16 protein-coding genes are annotated in these 20,183 nt (G+C 45.3%); 14 read left to right on the plus strand and 2 right to left on the minus strand.

Translation table 11 applies throughout. The annotated features are described in order from the left end of the window. The first annotated feature begins 6 nt into the window (after positions 1-6). From E4N66_RS06380 to E4N66_RS06445, 14 genes are all read left to right on the plus strand, one after another. Positions 7-591, plus strand: a complete 585-nt coding sequence (locus E4N66_RS06380) for a Maf family protein (protein ID WP_044016265.1) — start codon at positions 7-9, stop codon at positions 589-591. A gap of 134 nt (positions 592-725) precedes the next feature. Then, on the plus strand, positions 726-1,610 hold the full coding sequence (gene rpsB, locus E4N66_RS06385) for a 30S ribosomal protein S2 (RefSeq protein WP_044016267.1): 885 nt from the start codon (positions 726-728) through the stop codon (positions 1,608-1,610). An 83-nt stretch (positions 1,611-1,693) separates the two neighbouring features. Further along, a complete protein-coding gene (gene tsf / locus E4N66_RS06390; protein WP_253729399.1) occupies positions 1,694-2,530 on the plus strand; it encodes a translation elongation factor Ts in 837 nt (278 codons plus the stop codon). Between the two features lie 9 nt (positions 2,531-2,539). Then, positions 2,540-3,094, plus strand: coding sequence for a ribosome recycling factor (frr, locus tag E4N66_RS06395; RefSeq protein WP_253729400.1), 555 nt, complete (start codon positions 2,540-2,542; stop codon positions 3,092-3,094). Beyond that, on the plus strand, positions 3,094-3,774 hold the full coding sequence (gene uppS / locus E4N66_RS06400) for a polyprenyl diphosphate synthase (protein ID WP_044016272.1): 681 nt from the start codon (positions 3,094-3,096) through the stop codon (positions 3,772-3,774). Before frr ends, uppS begins: the two co-directional genes overlap by 1 nt. Then, positions 3,771-4,619: a phosphatidate cytidylyltransferase gene (locus E4N66_RS06405; protein ID WP_253674744.1), complete on the plus strand. Its 849-nt coding sequence runs from the start codon at positions 3,771-3,773 to the stop codon at positions 4,617-4,619. Before uppS ends, E4N66_RS06405 begins: the two co-directional genes overlap by 4 nt. A gap of 75 nt (positions 4,620-4,694) precedes the next feature. Beyond that, positions 4,695-5,819, plus strand: coding sequence for a 1-deoxy-D-xylulose-5-phosphate reductoisomerase (gene dxr / locus E4N66_RS06410; RefSeq protein WP_253729401.1), 1,125 nt, complete (start codon positions 4,695-4,697; stop codon positions 5,817-5,819). A gap of 13 nt (positions 5,820-5,832) precedes the next feature. After that, positions 5,833-7,185, plus strand: coding sequence for an RIP metalloprotease RseP (gene rseP / locus E4N66_RS06415; RefSeq protein ID WP_253729402.1), 1,353 nt, complete (start codon positions 5,833-5,835; stop codon positions 7,183-7,185). A 10-nt stretch (positions 7,186-7,195) separates the two neighbouring features. Further along, the gene (locus tag E4N66_RS06420) at positions 7,196-7,867 is read left to right on the plus strand and encodes a CpXC domain-containing protein (protein WP_044016280.1); all 672 of its coding nucleotides are present in this window, start codon (positions 7,196-7,198) and stop codon (positions 7,865-7,867) included. Next, complete coding sequence (locus tag E4N66_RS06425; RefSeq protein ID WP_253729403.1) at positions 7,851-9,980, plus strand: WD40 repeat domain-containing protein; 2,130 nt, start codon at positions 7,851-7,853, stop codon at positions 9,978-9,980. Before E4N66_RS06420 ends, E4N66_RS06425 begins: the two co-directional genes overlap by 17 nt. A gap of 55 nt (positions 9,981-10,035) precedes the next feature. Then, complete coding sequence (locus E4N66_RS06430; protein ID WP_253674735.1) at positions 10,036-10,665, plus strand: TetR/AcrR family transcriptional regulator; 630 nt, start codon at positions 10,036-10,038, stop codon at positions 10,663-10,665. Positions 10,666-10,812: 147 nt separating this feature from the next. Then, positions 10,813-13,200 (plus strand): efflux RND transporter permease subunit, encoded by a 2,388-nt coding sequence (locus tag E4N66_RS06435; protein WP_253729404.1) that lies wholly within the window; start codon positions 10,813-10,815, stop codon positions 13,198-13,200. Positions 13,201-13,204: 4 nt separating this feature from the next. Beyond that, positions 13,205-13,990 (plus strand): outer membrane lipoprotein-sorting protein, encoded by a 786-nt coding sequence (locus E4N66_RS06440; RefSeq protein WP_044016289.1) that lies wholly within the window; start codon positions 13,205-13,207, stop codon positions 13,988-13,990. 212 nt (positions 13,991-14,202) lie between these two features. Further along, positions 14,203-15,774: a DUF1302 family protein gene (locus E4N66_RS06445; RefSeq protein WP_253729405.1), complete on the plus strand. Its 1,572-nt coding sequence runs from the start codon at positions 14,203-14,205 to the stop codon at positions 15,772-15,774. A gap of 63 nt (positions 15,775-15,837) precedes the next feature. Here E4N66_RS06445 and E4N66_RS06450 read toward each other — a convergent pair whose 3' ends face one another. Both E4N66_RS06450 and tkt read right to left on the minus strand, forming a co-directional pair. Beyond that, positions 15,838-18,126 (minus strand): methyl-accepting chemotaxis protein, encoded by a 2,289-nt coding sequence (locus tag E4N66_RS06450; RefSeq protein WP_253729406.1) that lies wholly within the window; start codon positions 18,124-18,126, stop codon positions 15,838-15,840. 64 nt (positions 18,127-18,190) lie between these two features. Beyond that, positions 18,191-20,176 carry a transketolase gene (tkt, locus tag E4N66_RS06455; protein WP_253729407.1) on the minus strand — a complete coding sequence of 662 codons (1,986 nt, stop codon included), beginning with the start codon at positions 20,174-20,176 and terminating at the stop codon, positions 18,191-18,193. Between the last annotated feature and the right edge of the window lie 7 nt (positions 20,177-20,183).

The following is a 20,183-nucleotide window of genomic DNA, read 5'->3' on the forward strand; positions in this document are numbered from 1 at the left end:
TTGTGAATGGAACCGATTATTCTTGCATCAAAGTCACCCCAGCGGCAGGACATCCTTAAGCGTTTAAACATTCCGTTTATCAGTATCCCGTCGGAGGCCGATGAATCCATCGCCTCCGATCTTCCTCCCGAAAAAGCAGTAGAACAGATCGCATTGCGGAAGGCTGAAGCAGTGCTCCGTTCGCCGCTAAAAATCAATACACCGTGGATTATATCTGCCGATACACTTATCTTTTCTAATGGTACGCACATGGGTAAACCTGCCGATATTGATGATGCCCGTAAGATGCTGCAATCGTATTCAAATACGGCGCATAAGGTTATAACGGCGATTTGTTGCTATGATGAAAAATTACAGCACATTTCAACCCGAATCAGTAGTTCTCACGTATTTTTTAAGACATTATCAGAGGCTGAAATCGATTGGTACCTGAGTACCGGGGAATGGCAGGGCGCTGCCGGGGGGTACCGCATACAGGGAACCGCAGCTTGTTTTATTACAAAAATAGAGGGTTCATACAGCGGAATTGTAGGCTTGCCTATTTATGAATTATATGATATTTTGACCGAACACGGCTACAGTTTTACCTAAGAAGAGCAGCCGTGCAAATATCCTAAAATGCAGAGGAAAATTTCTAAAATCTCACTACGTTTTCAGAAACGCCTTGAATGCATTTTTAGAGAAATAGAGAAGGATGGGCTTAAAAAGCTCGTGAAGGAGTAACCATGGCAGTAGTAACCATGAAAAACCTGCTTGAATCCGGTGTTCATTTCGGACATCAGGTAAAGCGCTGGGATCCGCGAATGAAAAAATACATTTTTGCGGAGCGGAACGGTATCCACATTATTGATTTGCAGAAAACCATCACTGCAATCCGTGAGGCGTATGACGCGGTACGGAAGACAACCGCAGCAGGAAAATCCGTCTTATTCGTTGGAACTAAAAAACAAGTACAGCAAACCATTGCAAAAGAAGCTGAACGCTGCGGTATGTTCTATGTTAATAACCGGTGGCTCGGCGGAATGCTGACAAACTTTTCTACCATCAAAAAAAGCCTCGCTCGTCTTAAGAAAATTGAAAAAATGGAAAATGACGGCACCTTTGACAGCCTGACTAAAAAAGAAGTCGCCGTGCTGCAGAAGGAAAAAGCCAAGCTCGAAAAGAACCTCGGCGGTATCAAAGAGATGAAAGATCTCCCGGGCATTATCTTTATTATTGATACACGGAAAGAAACTATCGCAATCAGCGAAGCCCGCCGCATGGGAATCCCGATTGTCGCAGTAGTTGACACAAACTGTAACCCCGAAGGTATCGACTATCCGATTCCGGGTAACGATGATGCTATCCGTTCGATTTCTTTGTTCACTCAGATTATTGCCAATGCCGTTATCGAAGCTGATAACGAAAGCGGTCTCAAGATTATCGAAAATCTGCAAGACGGAGAGGAAGGATTCAGTGATTCCAATATCGATCCGTATCAAGATCGTGAAGATGAAGAGATTACCGATTATTCCAACTATACCCCTTCAGAAAAGAACGATCATGAAGAAGATTCGGATGACGGAAGCAGTTCTTTAATTGATGAAGATGAACTGTACGGCGACCGCTAAAAAAATGTATAACCTGCCGCTGAAAGATGTGCATACTTTCGGCGGCATCTTACTATGCATAAAGATTTAAGGAGAAAACAGTTATGGAAATAAAAGCATCTGACGTAAAGGCGCTGCGCGAAAAGACCGGCGCCGGTATGATGGAATGTAAAAAAGCCCTGCAGGAATGTAACGGCGATGCAAAAGAAGCGGAAAAATACTTAAAAGAAAAAGGCCTTGCCGCCGTTGAAAAGCGTGCAAGCCGCGCGACCAGCGAAGGTATCATCGTTGTTAAAACCGCGGATTCTAAAGCGGTAATGGCGGAATTAACCTGCGAAACCGACTTTGTCGCAAAAAATGCCGATTTTATCGCAGTCGGTGATAAAATTGTAGAAACTGCTCTTGCAAAAGGCTATACCGATGTTCAAAAAGAATTGAGCGATATGGTGCTCGATCTTGCGACTCGTGTACGCGAAAATATGGGCTTACGGCGCTTAACTGCCGTACAAGCAGGCAGCGATGAATACATTGCGCATTATGTCCACTCCGACAAAAAGACCGGCGTTATCGTCATGTTAAAATCCGATAAGACCGACGTATTTGCCGACAAAGTATTTCAGGAATTTGCGTATGACTGCTGCCTCCATGCAGCGGCATTTACCCCGCTCTATGTAAAGAAAGAAGATGTCGATGCTGCTTATATCGACGAGCAACTCGAAGTATTCCGCGGACAGGTTGCCGAATTACAGAAGCCTGACAATGTAAAAGAAGGAATCGTAAAAGGAAAGCTGAATAAGCATTTAGCCGAGATATGCTTCCTTGAACAAGCCTTTGTTAAGGATGATAAGCTTTCCGTGACGGCAAAAATGAAGGAAGTCGGAAAGCAGCTCGGTGCGAATATCAGTCTTTCAAAGCTTGTATTGTGGCAGCTTGGCCAATAGAGGGCGGATATGAGCGATATTCATAGTGTCTATGAAGAAAAAATGAAGAAGTCGATTGTGGCGTTAAAAGACGATTTTAACGCCCTTCGGACAGGCCGCGCCTCTGCTTCTTTGTTCGACAAGATACGGGTGGACTGCTACGGGGAATCGACACCGCTCAATCAAGTTGCGGGTATCTCCATTCCCGAAGCGCGCTTGGTTGTTATTCAGCCGTGGGATAAATCGTTGTTGGGAGAAATCGAAAAAGCTATCCTGAAATCGGAACTTTCGTTAAACCCTGCCAATGACGGTAAACTTATCCGCATTGCGATTCCGCCGCTTACCGAAGAACGCCGGAAAGAGCTTGCAAAACAAGCGAAAAACTTTGCCGAACAATGTCGTGTAGCGATTCGCAATATTCGGCGTGACGGTATTGATGAGGCAAAGAAGCAGCAAAAGGACGGTTTGTTGAGCGAGGATGCCTTAAAAGCAGCCGAAGAAAAATTCCAAAAAGCAACGGATGCTCATATCAACGATATTAATAAGCTCCTTGCAGAAAAAGAAAAAGAAATTATGGAAGGTTAATGATAGTGCAGCATATTGCCGTCATTATGGACGGCAACGGGCGATGGGCTCAGCAGCGGGGGTTAGCTCGTACAAAAGGACATCGAGAAGGATTGGAAGCAGCAAAGCGGATTGTCAAAGCTGTTGCCGATTTGCATATACCATACATTACTCTGTATGTGTTTTCGACGGAAAATTGGAAACGCACGGAGGAAGAAGTCGGTTTTTTGATGGGGCTCATTCAACAACATCTCCGTGCGGAGCTCGCCTTTTATGCTGCAAATAATATTAAAGTGAGACATATCGGTGATGCAGCGGCGCTGCCGCGTGCAATTCAAACAGAGATTACCGATATAGTGAAAAAAACGGAACACTACACGGGAACAACGATGCAGCTTGCCATCAACTACGGTGGTAAAGATGAAATTATCCGTGCAATAAAAAAACTGAGCATCGGAGAGCTTGAAACCCTTACGGAAGATTCCTTTGAACAGTTGCTCGACACAGCCGGTGTTCCCCCTGTAGATCTTGTTATTCGTACCGGTGGAGAAAAGCGTTTAAGTAATTTCTTATTATGGCAAACCGCGTATGCTGAATTTTACGGTACGGATGTTTTGTGGCCGGATTTTACGCCTGCCCATCTGATGGAAGCATTGGACGCTTACAGTAAACGTACACGGCGCTTCGGAAGGATCGTATGAAAAAGATTATTGAACGGATAATAATGTTTGTCGTCGGCTTGCCTCTTGTAATCAGTTCGGTATATTTTTTGCCGTATCAACATTTTTTGGTGTTGCATCTCGAAATATTTATTGCTACGGCGCTTTCGATCATAGAAATCCGTACTATGTTTTCCCGAAAAATTGCCGTATACTCGATACCGATTGTTTTATTTGCCGGTATGCTTATTCCCGCGGCTGCATATTTTTTTATACTTGGGCTTTTATCCCGCGTTGGGATGGTTTTGGTTGGTATCGGCGCTCTTTATTTTATATTTTTTGTTGAAACTTTTTATTCTTTTTCAAAACCGTTTGAAAAAAGTATTCAGCGTGTGTGTTCTGCCGTATTTATTGTTTTTTATCCCGGAATTTTGGTCATGTTTCTATCAGCTATGACACGCTGGCCGGACGCTTCTAATATTATCGCAATGTTTTTACTGATGGTTTTTTCCTGTGATTCGCTTGCGTGGCTCTTTGGTATGTTGTTTGGGAAGGGAAACCGTGGCTTTGTACCGGCAAGTCCGAATAAAAGCATCGTAGGTTTTATCGGCGGGGCTGCCGCTGCAACTGCGGTCGGCTTTCTTGCCTTTAAGCTGTTCCCTGCTGACTTTGGGAAGAGTCTCAGCGGCTCTTTGTTAACGGGGTTTTGTACCGGTTTGGCAGCTATCATCGGGGATCTTATCGAATCTATTTTTAAGCGTTCTGCTGAGGTAAAAGATTCCGGAGCGCTCATACTCGGACGTGGCGGAATCCTCGACAGTGTTGATTCTATTTTACTTGCTACGCCGGTATTCTATCTTTGCTATCGATTTTTTATTGGGGTATAAAAGCATCTTTAAAAGTTCGGCATCTCGGAAAATGAACCATCTGTTTTTAGATGCCTCATGATATAGGGCAAAATAATGAAAAAAATAATCGTGCTCGGAGCGAGCGGAACAATCGGACAAAATACTATCGATATTATACGCCGGTTTTCAGACCGTTTTGAACTTGCCGGTGTTTCCGTGCACACCAAGACCGATGTATTGGATGCCTTACGTGCCGAATTTCATTTCAACGATTTTACAGTAACGGATTCTACCGTTAGTATTCGGTATGATGCAAAGCATCGCAGTCTTGAACGGTTTCTCACCGAAACTCACGCCGATATTGTGGTGAACGGCATCGCGGGCGCAGCAGGGTTACAGGCGTCTCTCATTGCGGTTAAGACACACCGGACACTCGCTCTTGCGAATAAAGAAAGTATTGTGATGGCGGGGCATCTTTTGCAACAAGAAGCCGAAAAGTATCATTCACTCATTATACCGGTAGATTCCGAACATTCAGCCATTTACAGTTTAATACAAGCACACGGGCGGGAGGCTATTGAACGCTTGATTATTACCGCTTCCGGCGGTCCGTTTAGGGCATGGACGAAGGAGCGTATTCAAGAGGCGACATTACAGGATGCGCTAAAGCATCCGACATGGACGATGGGCGCTAAGATTACCATCGATTCTGCCTCGCTTGCCAATAAGGCTTTGGAAGTAATCGAAGCGGTGCATCTTTTTGATATTCCTGCCGACCGTATTACCGTTGCGGTGCATCCGTCGAGTATTGTACATTCGATGGTGCAGCTTACCGGCGGTGAAATCTATGCGCAGCTTTCTCCGCCCGATATGCGCAATCCTATTTTTGCTGCGCTGAGCTATCCTGAAGAGCCGCCGCCCTATCTTGCACCACTCGATTTTACCAAGCCTGTAGACCTGCACTTTGAACCGCCACGGACGGAGGATTTTCCGATGCTATCGCTCGGGTTTACCGCCGCCCGTAAAAAGGCAGGATATCCGATAGCATTCAATGCCGCCAATGAACAGGCGGTCGCCGCGTTTCTGGACGGCAAGCTGCGTTTCGTTCAGCTTGCGGAGATTACCGCACAGGTGATGCAGGAAGATTGGAGCGCCGCGCCGAAGGATATAGCGGAGGTTATGCGCATCGACGAATCCGCCCGCCGCCGCGCAGACGCCGTCATCAAGCACTTAATGTAAGGACTGTAACAATATGTTAAAATTTTTGATCGGATTGCCGGTACTCGGCATTGTCATATTTATCCATGAGCTGGGGCACTTCATCGCTGCTAAGCTCTGTGGAGTGTCGGTAGAAAGCTTTTCCATCGGCTGGGGGCCGGTACTGCTGCATAAAAAGTTCGGTGCAACCGACTACCGGCTGTCGGCGATTCCCCTCGGCGGCTATTGCGGCATGAAGGGCGAACACGCGTTTAGAGAGGCATACGAAAAAAAACTGCCCAGTGTTCCCAAGGAAGAGGGGAGCCTTTTTGCCGCGCACCCTTTTAAGCGGATACTGATAGCGTTTGCGGGGCCCTTTGCCAACCTTTTGCTTGCCGCCGCCGCACTTGCCATGATAAGCGGACTCGGAAGGACATATTACACCACCGATAACCGTATCGTACCGGTATACTGCCTCGATTCGAGCGACCAATCGCCTGCGCGGACAGCCAGTTTACAGATAGGCGATCGTATCCTCCAAATTAACGATCAAAAGACAGCGAATTTCGCTGATATTCAGCAGATTATCGCGCTTCATCCCGAAGAATCGCTCACGATGCTTATTGAACGGGGCGGCAAGCAGCTCAGTATGACTATACGCCCTGATTTGAATAAAAAGACCGGTGCGGGGCAGGTCGGTATTTACCGTTATGTACCGCTCGAAGTTGCATCTGTACGGAAAGATTCCGCTGCCGATTTAGCAGGAGTAAAAGCAGGCGACCGTATCACTGGCATTGACGGGACGGCGCTCGATAATCAGATGGCGCTGATATACTTTTTCCGCGACTATACGCAAAAGACCGCGCTTTTTGAGCTTATCCGCAACGGAGAGCGGATTGAGCTGCCGGTAAACCTTGTCCGCACGGAAAACGGCAGTGTTGATCTCGGTTTGAATTGGACCTATATCACCGTAACCGAGAAAGGAACCGATTTTATTACCAGTTTGCGCCAAGGGATAGTGCAAACAGGAGGGCTGATGGCTGTTACGCTGAAAAGCCTCGGGCTTTTGTTTAAAGGGGTGAGTATGACCGAAGCGGTTGCGGGACCGGTACGAATCAGTTCGATGATCGGCGGTCTTGCAGCAGACGGCTTTAGTGAGAATGTACGGGCGGGCTTTGTGAATATCGCTGAAATTGTTGCGGTAATATGCGTGTCTCTTTTTTTAATGAACCTTTTGCCCATTCCCATTCTAGACGGCGGATTGATCTTTACTGCCTTTGTCGAATGTATCGTCCGCCGGCAAATACCTCCTCGCATTTTATATTACCTACAGTTTGTAGGAGTCGCCTTTATCGCCGTACTTTTTTTCTTTGCGCTCTGGGCGGATATCTTATATATTATGAAATAAGGAAAAAACTATGCAAAAAATTACCTGTAAGTGTGACTGTTCGTTTGATGTGGAATATGAAAAAACAATTGATCTTGATGCCCGTCCCGCAATCAAAGAAGATATAAAGAAAGGCTCTTTTTTGTCTTTTATATGTCCGTCCTGCCATTCAAAAGTCAACATCGAGCTGGAAACGGAATTTGTGTGGAAATCGAAAAAAATAACGCTATTGTTTGTACCCGAAAAGAAGCGTATGGAATGTCTTGCTTTTTGTGCAGGTGCGGTTCGAATTGATGCGGAAAATAATAAAAAGTTAAAGACTGAATTTCTGAAGAAAGGACAAACGCCCGTTATCGGTTATCCTGAACTTGCGGATCGGATTGCCGTACTTGATTCCGGCTTGGATCCGGAAATTGTGGAAGCGGTAAAATTTTTTTTGCTGGATAACGGAAAGAATATTAAGGGTAAGCAAATTCAAATCCTGTTTGAAAAACTCCACGATGATACTATTGAATTTCATGTGCATGGCTTACGGGAAAAAGAAGTTGCAGTAATGCGTATTCCTCTGAATCTTTACCGTTCGATTGAAGCGGATCGTAAAGCGAAAAAGCACAAAGAGGTATTTCAAGCCTTATGGCTCGGTCCTTATCTTTCCTATAAGAATATTCATGCTGAAGGAGATGATCATGATACGGCAATTTAAACGATTTTCGTTTTTGTTCCTGTTTATATGTTTTCTTGCAAGTGCAGCAGCTCAGACAACCGGCAATATCGTGACATCTCCAGGCGACTCCGAATCTGCGATTTCTGAAATCGGACAAACTGCTCCCGATGAACAATCGAAACCTGATCCCTTAGAATCGGATGATACTGCATCTCCTACCGATAAAAACACTTCTGATACGGAAGATTCTCATAACCCTGAGTCAGAGGCTGAATCCGATTCTGATGAAAACATCCCTAATACGCAAAAAAACGGAGTACGGGGGCAAGACCCTTCTTTAAAAAACAGTTTGGAACGGGCACGCATTGCTCATCGATTTGAGGGGGGCGTAACTGCTATTGCCGATTCTTCTGTGACGCGTTCTTTTTTTGCTGCAGGAAAAGACGGTTTTATCACTCGATTTCCGTATGGAACGATGAAGCCCGAAACGTGGCAGGTTTCGGCTATGCCGGTCAAGCGCATAGCTGCACATCCTAAAAAAGCTATGGTTGCCGTCTATGAAACAGACGGTTTCAGCATTCATAAAATTTCTCTGTGGGATTGGCAAACAAAAAAACAGCTGTATGCAAAACGTTTTGCCAGCTCAGTCCTCTCCCTATCGTGGTCGGCGCAAGGGACATATCTGTTTATCGGAACTGCCTCGACGGAAGGTATTACGGTTCTTGATATCAACGGAAATGTAAAAAAAGTGTATCCGCGTCCGCCGGGAATTGTGCTGCTTGCAGCAACGGGGCCGAGTGAAAAAAGCATTGTAACGTATGGGGAGACCGGCAGGCTTGTGTATGCCGATATTGCGAAAAAATCTATTCTTACCCAATACGAGACAGAGGATCGGTTGGAAAGTCCTGAGCTTATTAAGAATTACACGCAGATTATCGGCTATAAAAACGGGAATGTCGTAGTTGTGAAAGCTGCTTCAGGTGAGGTACTGGAAAACTATCCTGCGCGTTCGGCGTTGTTTGCAGGGAAAATTACGGATAGCTTACCGGTGTGGATTGAAAAAGGCGATACGCGGCAAACATGGCATTTATCTCAGGGAAATAAGAAATCTCCTGCTTTTAGCCTTCCGTATCCGGCCGCTATTACAGCTGCCAGGCATGTTGACTCGACGGTTGTCATCGGAACCGATGACGGTAGACTATACCGGTTAAAGCAAAATAGCGATGCGGCAATTTCGCTGACGGAGTTGAATATCGACACTTCAATTCAAGTGAGCGATATATGCACAAAGGATTCCAAAATCTATATGCTGAGCGGTTCGACGCTCTATGCCGCTGCTTCTCCGACGGATAAGCCGGAGCCTGTCATCCAATCCGTTTCGGGAGAACGGTGTACGGTATACGGCAACGGGTTTTTATTTTGGTCTGCGGAAAAAAATGTGCCGCTATATTATGCAGAAGAAGGTCAAATACCTGCTATTCTCTACCGCCCGCGGGAACGGCTGAATTCGGTTTCGGTGTATAAAGATACTATCGCGGCGGTGCGGGCATTTAGCGGGCTTGTCTTACTGGATGGTAAAAGCGGTGCGCAGTTATTTACGTATCAAGCTGCCGGATTGCAAGATGCCGTACAGGTTGACGATACCTATGTGCTTATCACTAAAAGTACCGGCGGTATTATCCGCCAGCCGCTCCTTCTTATCGATATTAGGACAGGGGAAACCATTCCGCTTAATATGGACGGAGACATTGCGTTTTCTGCACAGGCAAATAATAAAGTAAAAAATACGTTTTCCTGTTTTCGGTTAAAAACAGAGAAGGCGGCTCAGACCGATTTAATGACCATGAAGATCGATACGGTACATCCCGCCCGCAGCAGTTTTACCGCGGCACTGTCATACGGGGATGAAAACTTACACGCTTCACTCTACGATGACGGATACGCAGTGCTGACCAACCTCGGGAAAAATCAGCTGAGTTATTATGATAAAAGGCGGCGAACGATTCGGCAGCTTCCGCGGGATTACGCCCTTCCTCGTAAAGCGCTGATGACGGATACATACATTGTCAGTGTGAACTATGACGGTTCCCTTTCATGGTTCAACCGCCGGACGATGCAGCTGTTGCAGCATAAAACGCTGAGTGAGAATTGAGGTTAAGAAAGTTGCCCTCTTAACAATTTGCAAACGGCAATCTATACTATCAGTAATGAAAGAATCGAAAAAAAAGCACGATACTTATACTGAAATTCTCAAAAATGCAGAAATAGAGTTTTTGCAAAAAGGCTTTGAAAAAGCATCCATGCGTTCCATCGCAGCAATGACGGGAATAACGGCAGGTGCTTTGTACAAACACTTTCCGTCAAAGGCTGCAATTTTTGAAGCGCTCGTGCAGCCGCTCATTGCACAAACGTTAAGTATCGGCACCGATTTTTCCGAAACCGTAGTCGAGCTATTCAAAACAGAAAATGGGGCAGCGATAAAAGAAGTTATACGCACATCGATATGGAATTTGTATAATCTTGTTTATAGCCGCTTTGATGAATTTAAACTGTTGTTTAACCGTGCGACAGGAACAAAATACGAAAATATCCGCCATGAATTTGTAATGGCGGATGTTACAGCATGTAAAAAATGTATCACCGATTTTAAAAAACATGGAATCAATATCCGGCCTTTAAGCGACGATCAGCTTCATTTGATTTACAGTACTGCCTTAACACCATTTTTTGAAATTATCACCCATGAGTATTCTTACGAAAAAGCTCAAGGATTTATCGATATATTAACTGATGTCATGTATTTCTGCTGGAATAAAATTATGCAGCCGGAAATATGATCAAGGTAATGGCCTCAGATTGTTTTAACGGATCCGAAGAATAACTAAATCGCAAATTCAATCATACCTATTGACAATTCCTAGGGGAATCTTATACTGAAATAGTAAACAGTGTTTACTATTTCAGTATTGTAAGAGGTTCATGGCATGAAACTTGAAGGGATGCATCTATTCTTTAAAAAGATTGCAAAGTTTCAATTAAAATACCGCTGGCTCTGTTTGGTTCTGCTTGCGACTGTAACGGTTGCGGGGCTTATAGGTGTAAAAAGTTTTAAGGTCGGCTCGGCTGATGAAGACGAGTTTTTAACCGTAAAAGAAAGCACAAAAAAGAATGATGCGCGGTTTAAGGAATTGTTCGGCAGTAACGATTCGATCGTGCTGCTCTTTGAATCAGACGATGTATTTAAGCCGGAGGTGCTCCAAGCGATTAAAGATATCGGCGCGGAACTTTTGGAAAAAGTACCGTATGCGGATTCCATCACTTCGATTACCGATACGGATATTACCGTTGGTACGGACGAAGGCATAGAAATCACCAATCCGTTTCGGGACGGTATTCCTTCCGATCCTGCCGCATTAAAAGCTGCCAAAGACTTTATCCTTTCGCGTAAGTCGATTGTGAATAAGCTCGTAACACAGGATGCGACGGAAACATGGCTGGTACTGTCGCTCAAGGCGACACCGCCTGAAGAAGTCTGGAGTAAAACTTCGACGACGGCGCCGATGTACGTTATCGGAGAAGCGGCAATCGACATTGTTACCGATTCTAAATATCATAGCGCCGCGTATACGATAAAACCTGCGGGGCTTCCCTATACCGAAACGGAAGAAAAAGTAGTGATGGGACACGAGACCACAAAAAGCGTAGGATTGAGTTTTCTCTGTATGATTATCTTGCTCATCATATTTACAAGATCGCTCCGCGGAACGATTGTGCCGTTGTTCGCAACCTTCTTCGGTATTACCACGGTACTCGGCATCATGGGCTTTTTGCACATTTCCGGAAAGTCGGAAATGATGTCGGTTCCGATTGTGCTTGCGATGGCGCTTTCGGTCGGTTATTCAATTCACCTTGTCAATTCGTTTAAAACCAGTTTCTATGTAATCGGTAAACGAAAAGAAGCAGTAATCGATTCAATTGAAAATACCGGGTGGCCGCTCTTTTTTACCGTCGTTACTACTGTTGTTTCGGTGTTGTCGTTTTTAACGACCGACCTTAAACCGATGCGCTGGATGGGGGCTGCAAGCGCTGCAATGGTGTTTGCCGTGTATATTTATGTCAGTGTTCTTATTCCTATTTTGATGAGCTTCGGAAAAGATATTGAGGCCGGTAAAGATTCGGCAAATGCTCACAATGCAAAGGCCTCGCGTGCTCAAAAATTGGATGCACGGTTTGAACGCTTCGGGCGTACTGTTATCAAAAGACGCAAAGCAATCATCGCTGCATTTACGCTCATCACTGCTGCGTGTATTCCGGCCTTATTCAGAATAGATGTCAATATGGACAGCTTTAAATTTATGGGCTTGCGCATTCCGTATATTAAACGTCTTTATGAAATTACGCAGTCGCAGCTCGGCTCTTATTTTAACTACAACATTATGCTCACCTTTGATGAAGACGATTCGGTAAAAGATCCTGATGTACTTAAAAAACTTGATGAGCTGAGCACCCTTATCGGAACCTTTAGACTCACAAAATTAAATAACGGCGTACCGAAAATTTTTTCCATTTTAGATGTAGTCAAAGAAATGAATCAAACGATGCACTCCGATGATCCTGCCTTTTACACGATTCCTGATGATGAAGAGTTGCTCACCCAGCTGCTGTTCTTGTACGAAATTTCCGGCGGCAAAACTTCACGTTGGGTTGATGAAGATTTCCGCACGCTCCGTATGGCGATTGATGTTGCCTCGTATGATGCGAACGAACTTGCATCGAATATGAAAACCATTGAGGAAACATGCGCGGAACTGTTTCCGCAGGCCGATTGTCATTTAATCGGAGCCGCCGTACAATTTGCGGAATTGAACAACAAAATCGTATTCGGCGAATTGTATTCTTTTTTAACTTCACTCGTTGCGATTGCAATTTTAATGATGCTTGTGTTCGGCAGTGTTAAGATGGGACTTATCGGGCTTATCCCGAATATCTTTCCTGTCATTGTCATCGGTGCAATTATGGGCTATCTCGGTATTTCGCTGGATCTTATGACGATGGCAATTATGCCGATGATTCTCGGTATTGCGGTTGATGATACCATTCACTTTACCAACCACACCAAATATCTTTTTGACAAAGAGAAATCTTATGACCGTGTAATTTTCGAGACGTTTTATTCCATCGGAAAGACACTTGCGATGACAACGATTATTTTGTCTGCAACATTTTTAGTGTATCTTACGTGTAAGATTGATGCGATTCTACGTCTCGGTGTATTAGCTGCGGTCGGCCTTCTGTCTGCGCTCGCCGCCGACTATTTGATGACCCCGGTACTGATTTACATAAGCAAACCGTTTGGAAAAGAGGAGAAATGATAGTATGAAAACAACAAAACATTTGATTGCGCTGACTGTATTTGTAGCGATGTCCCTAAGCCTTGCATTTGCGCAAGAGTTGACGGGTAAAGAGATTATGCAAAAGGTTGATAAACGCGAAAAAGCTGCAACCGATTCGTTTACGATGCGAATGACGCTCATCAATTCCGGCGGAAAAAAACGGGTACGCGAAGTTACTGCATATTCAAAAGATTACGGTAGCGAAAAGAAAACGGTGATGGTGTTTATGCTGCCTGCCGATGTAAAGGGCGTTGGCTATCTTTCTTTCTCGTATGATGATGCTTCGAAAAACGATGACCGCTGGCTTTATATGCCTGCGCTTAAAAAGTCAAAACGCATTTCCGGCTCTTCAAGTCAGGACTATTTTATGGGTACCGATTTTACCTACGATGATATAAGCGGGCACAAGATCGATGACTACACGTATACATTGCTTGCAGAAGAAACCGTAGATGGGAAAAACTGTTGGAAAGTTGAATCGGTTCCGGTAAAAAAATCGATGTACTCAAAGTATGTTTCCTGGATTGATAAGGAATCGCTGGTGCAGGTAAAGGCGGAATTTTATGACGAGCAGGGCGCGCTGCTGAAAGTGCTTACGGTAAGCGGTATCGAAAAAAAAGACGGTTTTTGGACTGCGGGCAAAATGGAAATGAATAATCTGCAAAAAAAGCACACAACCGTTATTGAAACGCTCAAGCACGAGTTCAATAAAAACATTTCAGACTCGTATTTTAGGGTGAATTCATTGGAAGAAGGGAAGATTAGGTAATCCTTTTGAAATATACGGTGCATCTACTTCGTTGCTGCGCACAAATTAATCCTCAACGTATCAAAGATACGCCTGCGGTTAATTTGTGCTCGCGCCTCGTATCTACACCGTCTATTTCAAAAGGCGCTGGGAGAGGGTATTTTCAAAAAGTGTTGGAGTATTACTCTTAAGCCCTCCGCACGAATAAAATGAAAAGAAGGAGTAATGACGATATGAACACAATACGGAAATACAGACAAGCATTTTTGTCAGGAGCTATTATTTGTTTACTGTTTTTTGTATTGGCGCTTCCCTGCAGTGCGCAGGAGGCAGCAGGTGTAGACGGAAAGGTGGGAATAGCTCAAGCAACTGATACATCATCCGATAGTGAAACTGCATCTCAAATAAATGATGATTTAGGAGATGACGAATTTTCCGATGATGCGGAAGATAGCAGTGCAAAACCGATATTTACGCTAAGCGGCAAAATTGAAACACTGCACGGTGTTCGTTGGAATGATGCTAAAAAAAATCTCGAATACGGAGCATCCCGTTCGATTGCCCGGATGAACGGTGAGGTCTCTGCCGGTTCTTCTTACGCAGTTATTTCCGCCGCAGCCGAATACAATTACCGGAACCCTGCGCGCACGGGCTTCCGGCTGAACGAAGCGTATTACCGCTATTCGGGTGAAATATGGGATATCAGTGTCGGGCGGCAGGTTATTGCGTGGGGACAGGCTGACGGATTTAGACTCACCGATGTGTTAAGTGCGCGGGACAGCTCGGAGTTTATCGCCTTTAGCGGCGATGATGCGCGGCTTCCGTCGGACAGCGTCCGCCTGCGTTTTTTTCACGATCTGTTTACGTTTGAAGCGGTTGCAGTACCGTTTTTTACCCCGAATAAACTACCGCGCTTCGGCTTTGAAAACGGCGCAAAAGACGGCCTGTACTATATCGACACGCCGAATTTTTACGATACCAAAACTCCGCTCGGCTCCATTCCAATTCAGTACACAAAGACGGAAAGTGCAAAACCAAAGATGTTTACCGACACGGAAGTGGCCGCCCGTTTTTCTTTCTTTCTACCCGGCATCGATTTTTCCGTTTCCGGCTTTTACGGCTGGGATAAAAATCCGCGTTATGTAAAAAGCGGGTATGCAAAAAAGGGTTTGTTTAATCCAGGCGGTACACATCATCCACTTTCAAATCCATACGTACCGAAAGAGCTGCATATCAATTTAAATGAAGAGTATTACCGTATCGGAATGGCTGGTATCGATGCAGCGATTCCTGCAGGCGATGTAACGATCAGGTTGGAAACTGCGTGGGTAGGAGAGCGGTTCTTTGAACCAAAGAATTTGCTGACAGAAAAGTCTGTCAATGATTTGAAAAAACAAACCCCCGATGATGTTATGCTTGAGTTTAATTCTCCAAAAAAACACCAGCTGCTGATGCTTGCCGGCATTGACTGGATCAAGAGTTCGTGGACGCTGAGCGCTCAGTATTTTGAAGATCTCATCCTCAACCATAAAAACGATATAGAGCGGCCGATGCACAAGGGCTTTGTCAGCCTCAGTGTGAGTAAAACATTCTTGCGCGACACGCTCAAACTTTCGGCTAGCGGTGTTATCGATATAAACTACGGCAGTACATCCAGCACCTATTCGGTTAGCTATGCACTCACTGATAATATCAATTTTGCACTCGGCGGTGATCTGTACACCAAAGGCTATGACGGCAAGGGCGACTTTGCGGCCTTACACAAGATAAGCGCTATATGGCTGAAGGGGACTTTTACATGGTAGAGCATGGGCATCTCTAGAAACTCAGGTATAGTTTTAAGAGATGCCGTTATTCGTTTCAGCTATTTATTCATTCGTTTTGATGTTATGCAGATGATCGGTGTGTGTAATCAGTGCATTGAGCGTACCGATTGATTCGCTTGTTTCGGCTTCTACTCCGCGTGTTGTCTGAACTGCATCATTTAAGCTTTTGATATTTGTGAACATAGCCGTTATTTCCGTATGTACTTTTTCGGTTGCTTGCAATAAGCTGGTAAAGCTTTCATTAATTCTGTTTCTTAGTTGCTGAACTGCGGTTTGTTCCTCTTGAACATCAACGGATTGATCAGCGAGCGATTGCATAGCGATGTTCATTTTTTCTGCCTGCATATCGACGTCTTTTAAGAAGGATGAAATATCTCCTAGTATCGTCTGGAAGTTATTGACCTGCGTATTGATATTGTCAAAACTTTTTCGCAACACTTCCGAAGCTTCTGCAGAGTCTTTAATGCTTTTATTAATATGCTTTAAAATCTTACCGGTGTTATCGGCTTCATACGCGGAGTTTTCCGCAAGTTTCCGTATCTCGTCGGCAACGACTGCAAATCCTTTTCCTGCTTCACCGGCATGGGCAGATTCTATTGCCGCATTCATTGCCAATAAATTCGTTTGCTCTGCAATAGCAGTAATAATTTGGTTTGTTTCCAGCAGGCTTTCCGAGCTTTCATAAATGGCATTGATAATATCCGTAACCGTTATTAAATGATGTTTACCGGCATCGCTTGCTTCACGGATGTAAGAAAAGTTATGATTTATTTCGTTGAATTTTTCCGTTAGTCCGTTAGTAGCATCGTTTAACTGTTTAATCTGCGTTACCGTTTCTTCCGCTGCATCCGATTGCCGTTCAATTCCTTGCCGCATCGTATTCAAGAAAGCGTTAAAGCTGTCGGTTGCATTTTGCGTACTGCGGAGTTGATTGCTTTGTTCGGACATTTCAGATTTTAATGTTTGCACTTGAATCGATAAGGCCTGCATTGCCTGTTCTGCGCCGTCCATGTTTTGTGACAGAACCGTTTCTTGCCGTTGCAGTTTGTCGCTGGTGTGTCTTATTTCATTAAATAAAAGCGTTTTCTGCTTGTCGGAATCCGACAGCTGTATTTTTATCTCCTCACTTTGACGGTTGTAAGTGTGTGTTTTCCATGCAAACCCGAATGCCTGCGCTAATAAAAATGCGGAAAAACCGAACGGTAGTAAATTTCCTGTCGATACAATCATCATACTGTAAAACAAATCGTTTAATGTGAAAATCGTCAGAATGAGAATGCCGATAACAATAAATATTGCACCTTCCCGTTTACGTATGAGCAGCTTGATGATTAAATAAATGACATAAACGATAATCATAACAATCACTAATTGATGAACTTGTATGAGCTTTCCGTAGATATAAGACGGCGTTACACAAATAAAAGCGGTGTACGCCAGTGCCTCAATCATAATGATACGGTTGATAATTTTATGGGTATCTTTAGGATAGAGCGCTGCAAAATAACCGACTACGGAAAAACTGAGTAATGCAAAGGTAAGATAGTCGATTTTAGTATCGATGTTCCATGATAAAAAAGAAAAGAGGATTCTAAAGACAGGCCCCTTTACCATGTTGCGGAGAACGACGAGAATACTAAAGAGTACGAACCATAGGATACTTTTATTATCAGGCTGAAATAGATAGAGTGCAAGATGATACAGAATAATTGCGACCCCAAAGCCGAAAACGAAAATCTCAATAAAAAGGAATGCAAAATTGGTGTTGTCGGCTTTTGTCTTTGTCGAAAACTTAATGGTTTGATAAATACCGCCGCGCGAATGGAAAAAGTTTGAAACTTGAATAGCCATGCATACTTCGGTTATGTCTTTCGGAATATAATAGAGAATATTTGCTTCGCCGCGGATCGATGTTTCTCGTGAAGACCCGACTTGTCCTGAATGGTCTTGCAGCTCTCCATTTACATAGAGACTCCATGCGGAAACCGGAGAAGAAAATTGTATTGCTAATTCAGGATGTTGTTCCGGTAATAAAATCTGCAGAGTATAAGTACCGTATCCGAATGCAGACATCTTTGTTCCGTCGGATAAAACGGTTGTGCTCCATTCTTTAGGAGATTCGATAAATACCGTAGGGTTACGTACATCTTCCGGTGAAGAAAGTAACTGACGATTATAAAATCCCATCTTACCGCTTATTCCGATACTTTGCGCGTCATTGAAGTTGTTCCGGCGGAGATCAAGTATTCCGTTTTGAATGGTTTCGGTAAAAGCAGGCGCAAAGCATATACTCAAGACTAAAAGCGCTGTAAGTTTTTTTATATGTTTCATTATCTCTCTCCTTTTAAGTTTACCAAGACTGCATAGGGTGAGCAGCCTTGGTAATCCTTTGCTTCTATTCTTTGATACGGGCGGCAAGCGCTTGGGCGGTAAATCCGAGATGTTCCGCAACTTTTTTTGCGGGTCCCGATTCGCCGAAACGTTCTATCGAGAAAATATCTTTTTCCGGTGACTGTACCCAGCCTTCCCAGCCTTGTTTAACTCCCGCTTCCGCAACCATCACACGGGTGTTGTTACCGGCTAGCTGTGCTTTAAACGGATTTGTTTGTGCATCCAGCAGCTCTTTCGACGGAACGGAAACAACCCGTACTTTTTTCGGAGCGGCGAGCTCTGCGGCTTCGCAGGCAAGGCTTACCTCGGAACCGGTTGCAAGCACGGTTATCTCAGGATCGTCGTCGGTGCCTTTTACGATATAGCTGCCGGCAGTTTTCATCAGAGCTTTCCACTGAGGTTCGGCTTTTTCCAGTATTGGCAAATTCTGACGGCTCAGTATTAAACAGACCGGCCGGTCTTTCTGCTCAAGCGCAATTCTCCATGCGACGGCGGTTTCTTCCGCATCGGCAGGGCGGAGTACCAGTAGATTAGGAATGGCGCGGAGACTTGCGAGCGTTTCCACCGGCTGATGGGTTGGGCCGTCTTCGCCGACAAAGATGGAGTCGTGGGTTAATACAAAAATAGAAGGGATGCGCATCAGTGCCGCGAGCCGGAGCGCAGGGCGCAGATAGTCAGAGAACACGGCAAAGGTTGCGCAGAAGGCGCGAAAACCGCCGTGCAGCTGAATACCGTTGGTAATCGTTGCCATCGCGAATTCTCTGATACCAAAGTGGATGTATCGTCCCTGCGGTGTTGCGGCGGTAAACGATTGGGCATCCTGCAAGGCGACCGCATTCGGCCCCTGCAAGTCCGCCGAACCGCCGACGAGATTCGGGAATGCTTTTGCAAAAGCGTTCAGTGCGGTTTTAGAAGCCGCCCGCGTCGCAATCATTTCATCTTTTTTAAAGATAGGATCGGCTACACCGTCGAGTATAGCTTGGTCAATACCGCCTTGTACAAAGCTTCGATCCCATTCTTTGCGCCGTTCGGGGTAGGCGGCGCTCCACGCGGCAAAGCGGCTATCCCACTCCGCTTCCGCTTGAGCGAATTCCTTTTGCCGCTCTTCAAAATAACGATAGGCTTCGGGGGCGACAAAGAACTGTTCTGCAGGATCAAGCCCCAGCGTCTTCTTTGCCTGCGCCAGCTTCTCTTGACCGAGCGGCGCTCCGTGTGCGGCGGCGGTTCCCTCAACGGCGGGCGCTCCCTTTCCGATCACCGAATCGAGTATGATGAGCGATGGGCGGGGATCTTTTTTTGCTTCCGCAGTGAGCTTTTCTATATCGCTGTAGGAATACATCGACCCGTGCAGCACCTGCCAGCCGTAAGCCTCGTACCGCTTTGTAACATCTTCGGCAAAGGCGATATCGGTGGAGCCGTCTATCGTAATATTGTTTTTATCATAGTATACAATGAGCTTACCGAGTTTCAACGTACCGGCGAGGCTCGATGCTTCGGAAGAAACGCCTTCCATTAAACAGCCTTCTCCCACCAGCGCATAGGTGTAGTGATCGACAATGCGGTACTCTTCGGTGTTGAACCGCGCTGCAAGCATCGCTTCGGCAATCGCCATACCGACTGCGGTAGAAATGCCCTGACCGAGCGGCCCGGTGGTGGCTTCGACGCCGGGGGTGAGGCCGTATTCGGGATGCCCTGCGCAGCGGGAACCGATCTGCCGGAACGAGCGGATATCGTCAAGCGAAAGATCGTAACCGGCAAGATGCAGCGCGGCATACAAGAGCATAGACCCGTGCCCCGCCGACAGTACAAACCGGTCGCGGTCTACCCATTGGGGATTTTTCGGATTATGCCGTAAAATTTTTGCGTACAGCACCGCTGCGAGTTCGGCGGCTCCGAGCGGAAGTCCGGGATGGCCGGAATTGGCTTTTTCGATTGCATCGATTGAAAGGCTCCGTATCGAAAGCGCTACGGCGTCAAGTTCTTTATTCATAGTTCCT

Source organism: Treponema sp. OMZ 857 (genome assembly GCF_024181085.1).
In the GTDB taxonomy this organism is placed as follows: domain Bacteria; phylum Spirochaetota; class Spirochaetia; order Treponematales; family Treponemataceae; genus Treponema.

Bases quoted from the DNA above. Each gene is read 5' to 3' on its own strand.
- rpsB (WP_044016267.1), top strand. From the start codon at position 726: ATGGCAGTAGTAACCATGAAAAACCTGCTTGAATCCGGTGTTCATTTC.
- tsf (WP_253729399.1), top strand. From the start codon at position 1,694: ATGGAAATAAAAGCATCTGACGTAAAGGCGCTGCGCGAAAAGACCGGC.
- E4N66_RS06430 (WP_253674735.1), top strand. From the start codon at position 10,036: ATGAAAGAATCGAAAAAAAAGCACGATACTTATACTGAAATTCTCAAA.
- frr (WP_253729400.1), top strand. From the start codon at position 2,540: ATGAGCGATATTCATAGTGTCTATGAAGAAAAAATGAAGAAGTCGATT.
- E4N66_RS06380 (WP_044016265.1), top strand. From the start codon at position 7: ATGGAACCGATTATTCTTGCATCAAAGTCACCCCAGCGGCAGGACATC.
- E4N66_RS06420 (WP_044016280.1), top strand. From the start codon at position 7,196: ATGCAAAAAATTACCTGTAAGTGTGACTGTTCGTTTGATGTGGAATAT.
- tkt (WP_253729407.1), bottom strand. From the start codon at position 20,176: ATGAATAAAGAACTTGACGCCGTAGCGCTTTCGATACGGAGCCTTTCA.
- uppS (WP_044016272.1), top strand. From the start codon at position 3,094: ATGATAGTGCAGCATATTGCCGTCATTATGGACGGCAACGGGCGATGG.
- E4N66_RS06445 (WP_253729405.1), top strand. From the start codon at position 14,203: ATGAACACAATACGGAAATACAGACAAGCATTTTTGTCAGGAGCTATT.
- E4N66_RS06425 (WP_253729403.1), top strand. From the start codon at position 7,851: ATGATACGGCAATTTAAACGATTTTCGTTTTTGTTCCTGTTTATATGT.
- E4N66_RS06435 (WP_253729404.1), top strand. From the start codon at position 10,813: ATGAAACTTGAAGGGATGCATCTATTCTTTAAAAAGATTGCAAAGTTT.
- E4N66_RS06405 (WP_253674744.1), top strand. From the start codon at position 3,771: ATGAAAAAGATTATTGAACGGATAATAATGTTTGTCGTCGGCTTGCCT.
- dxr (WP_253729401.1), top strand. From the start codon at position 4,695: ATGAAAAAAATAATCGTGCTCGGAGCGAGCGGAACAATCGGACAAAAT.
- E4N66_RS06450 (WP_253729406.1), bottom strand. From the start codon at position 18,126: ATGAAACATATAAAAAAACTTACAGCGCTTTTAGTCTTGAGTATATGC.
- E4N66_RS06440 (WP_044016289.1), top strand. From the start codon at position 13,205: ATGAAAACAACAAAACATTTGATTGCGCTGACTGTATTTGTAGCGATG.
- rseP (WP_253729402.1), top strand. From the start codon at position 5,833: ATGTTAAAATTTTTGATCGGATTGCCGGTACTCGGCATTGTCATATTT.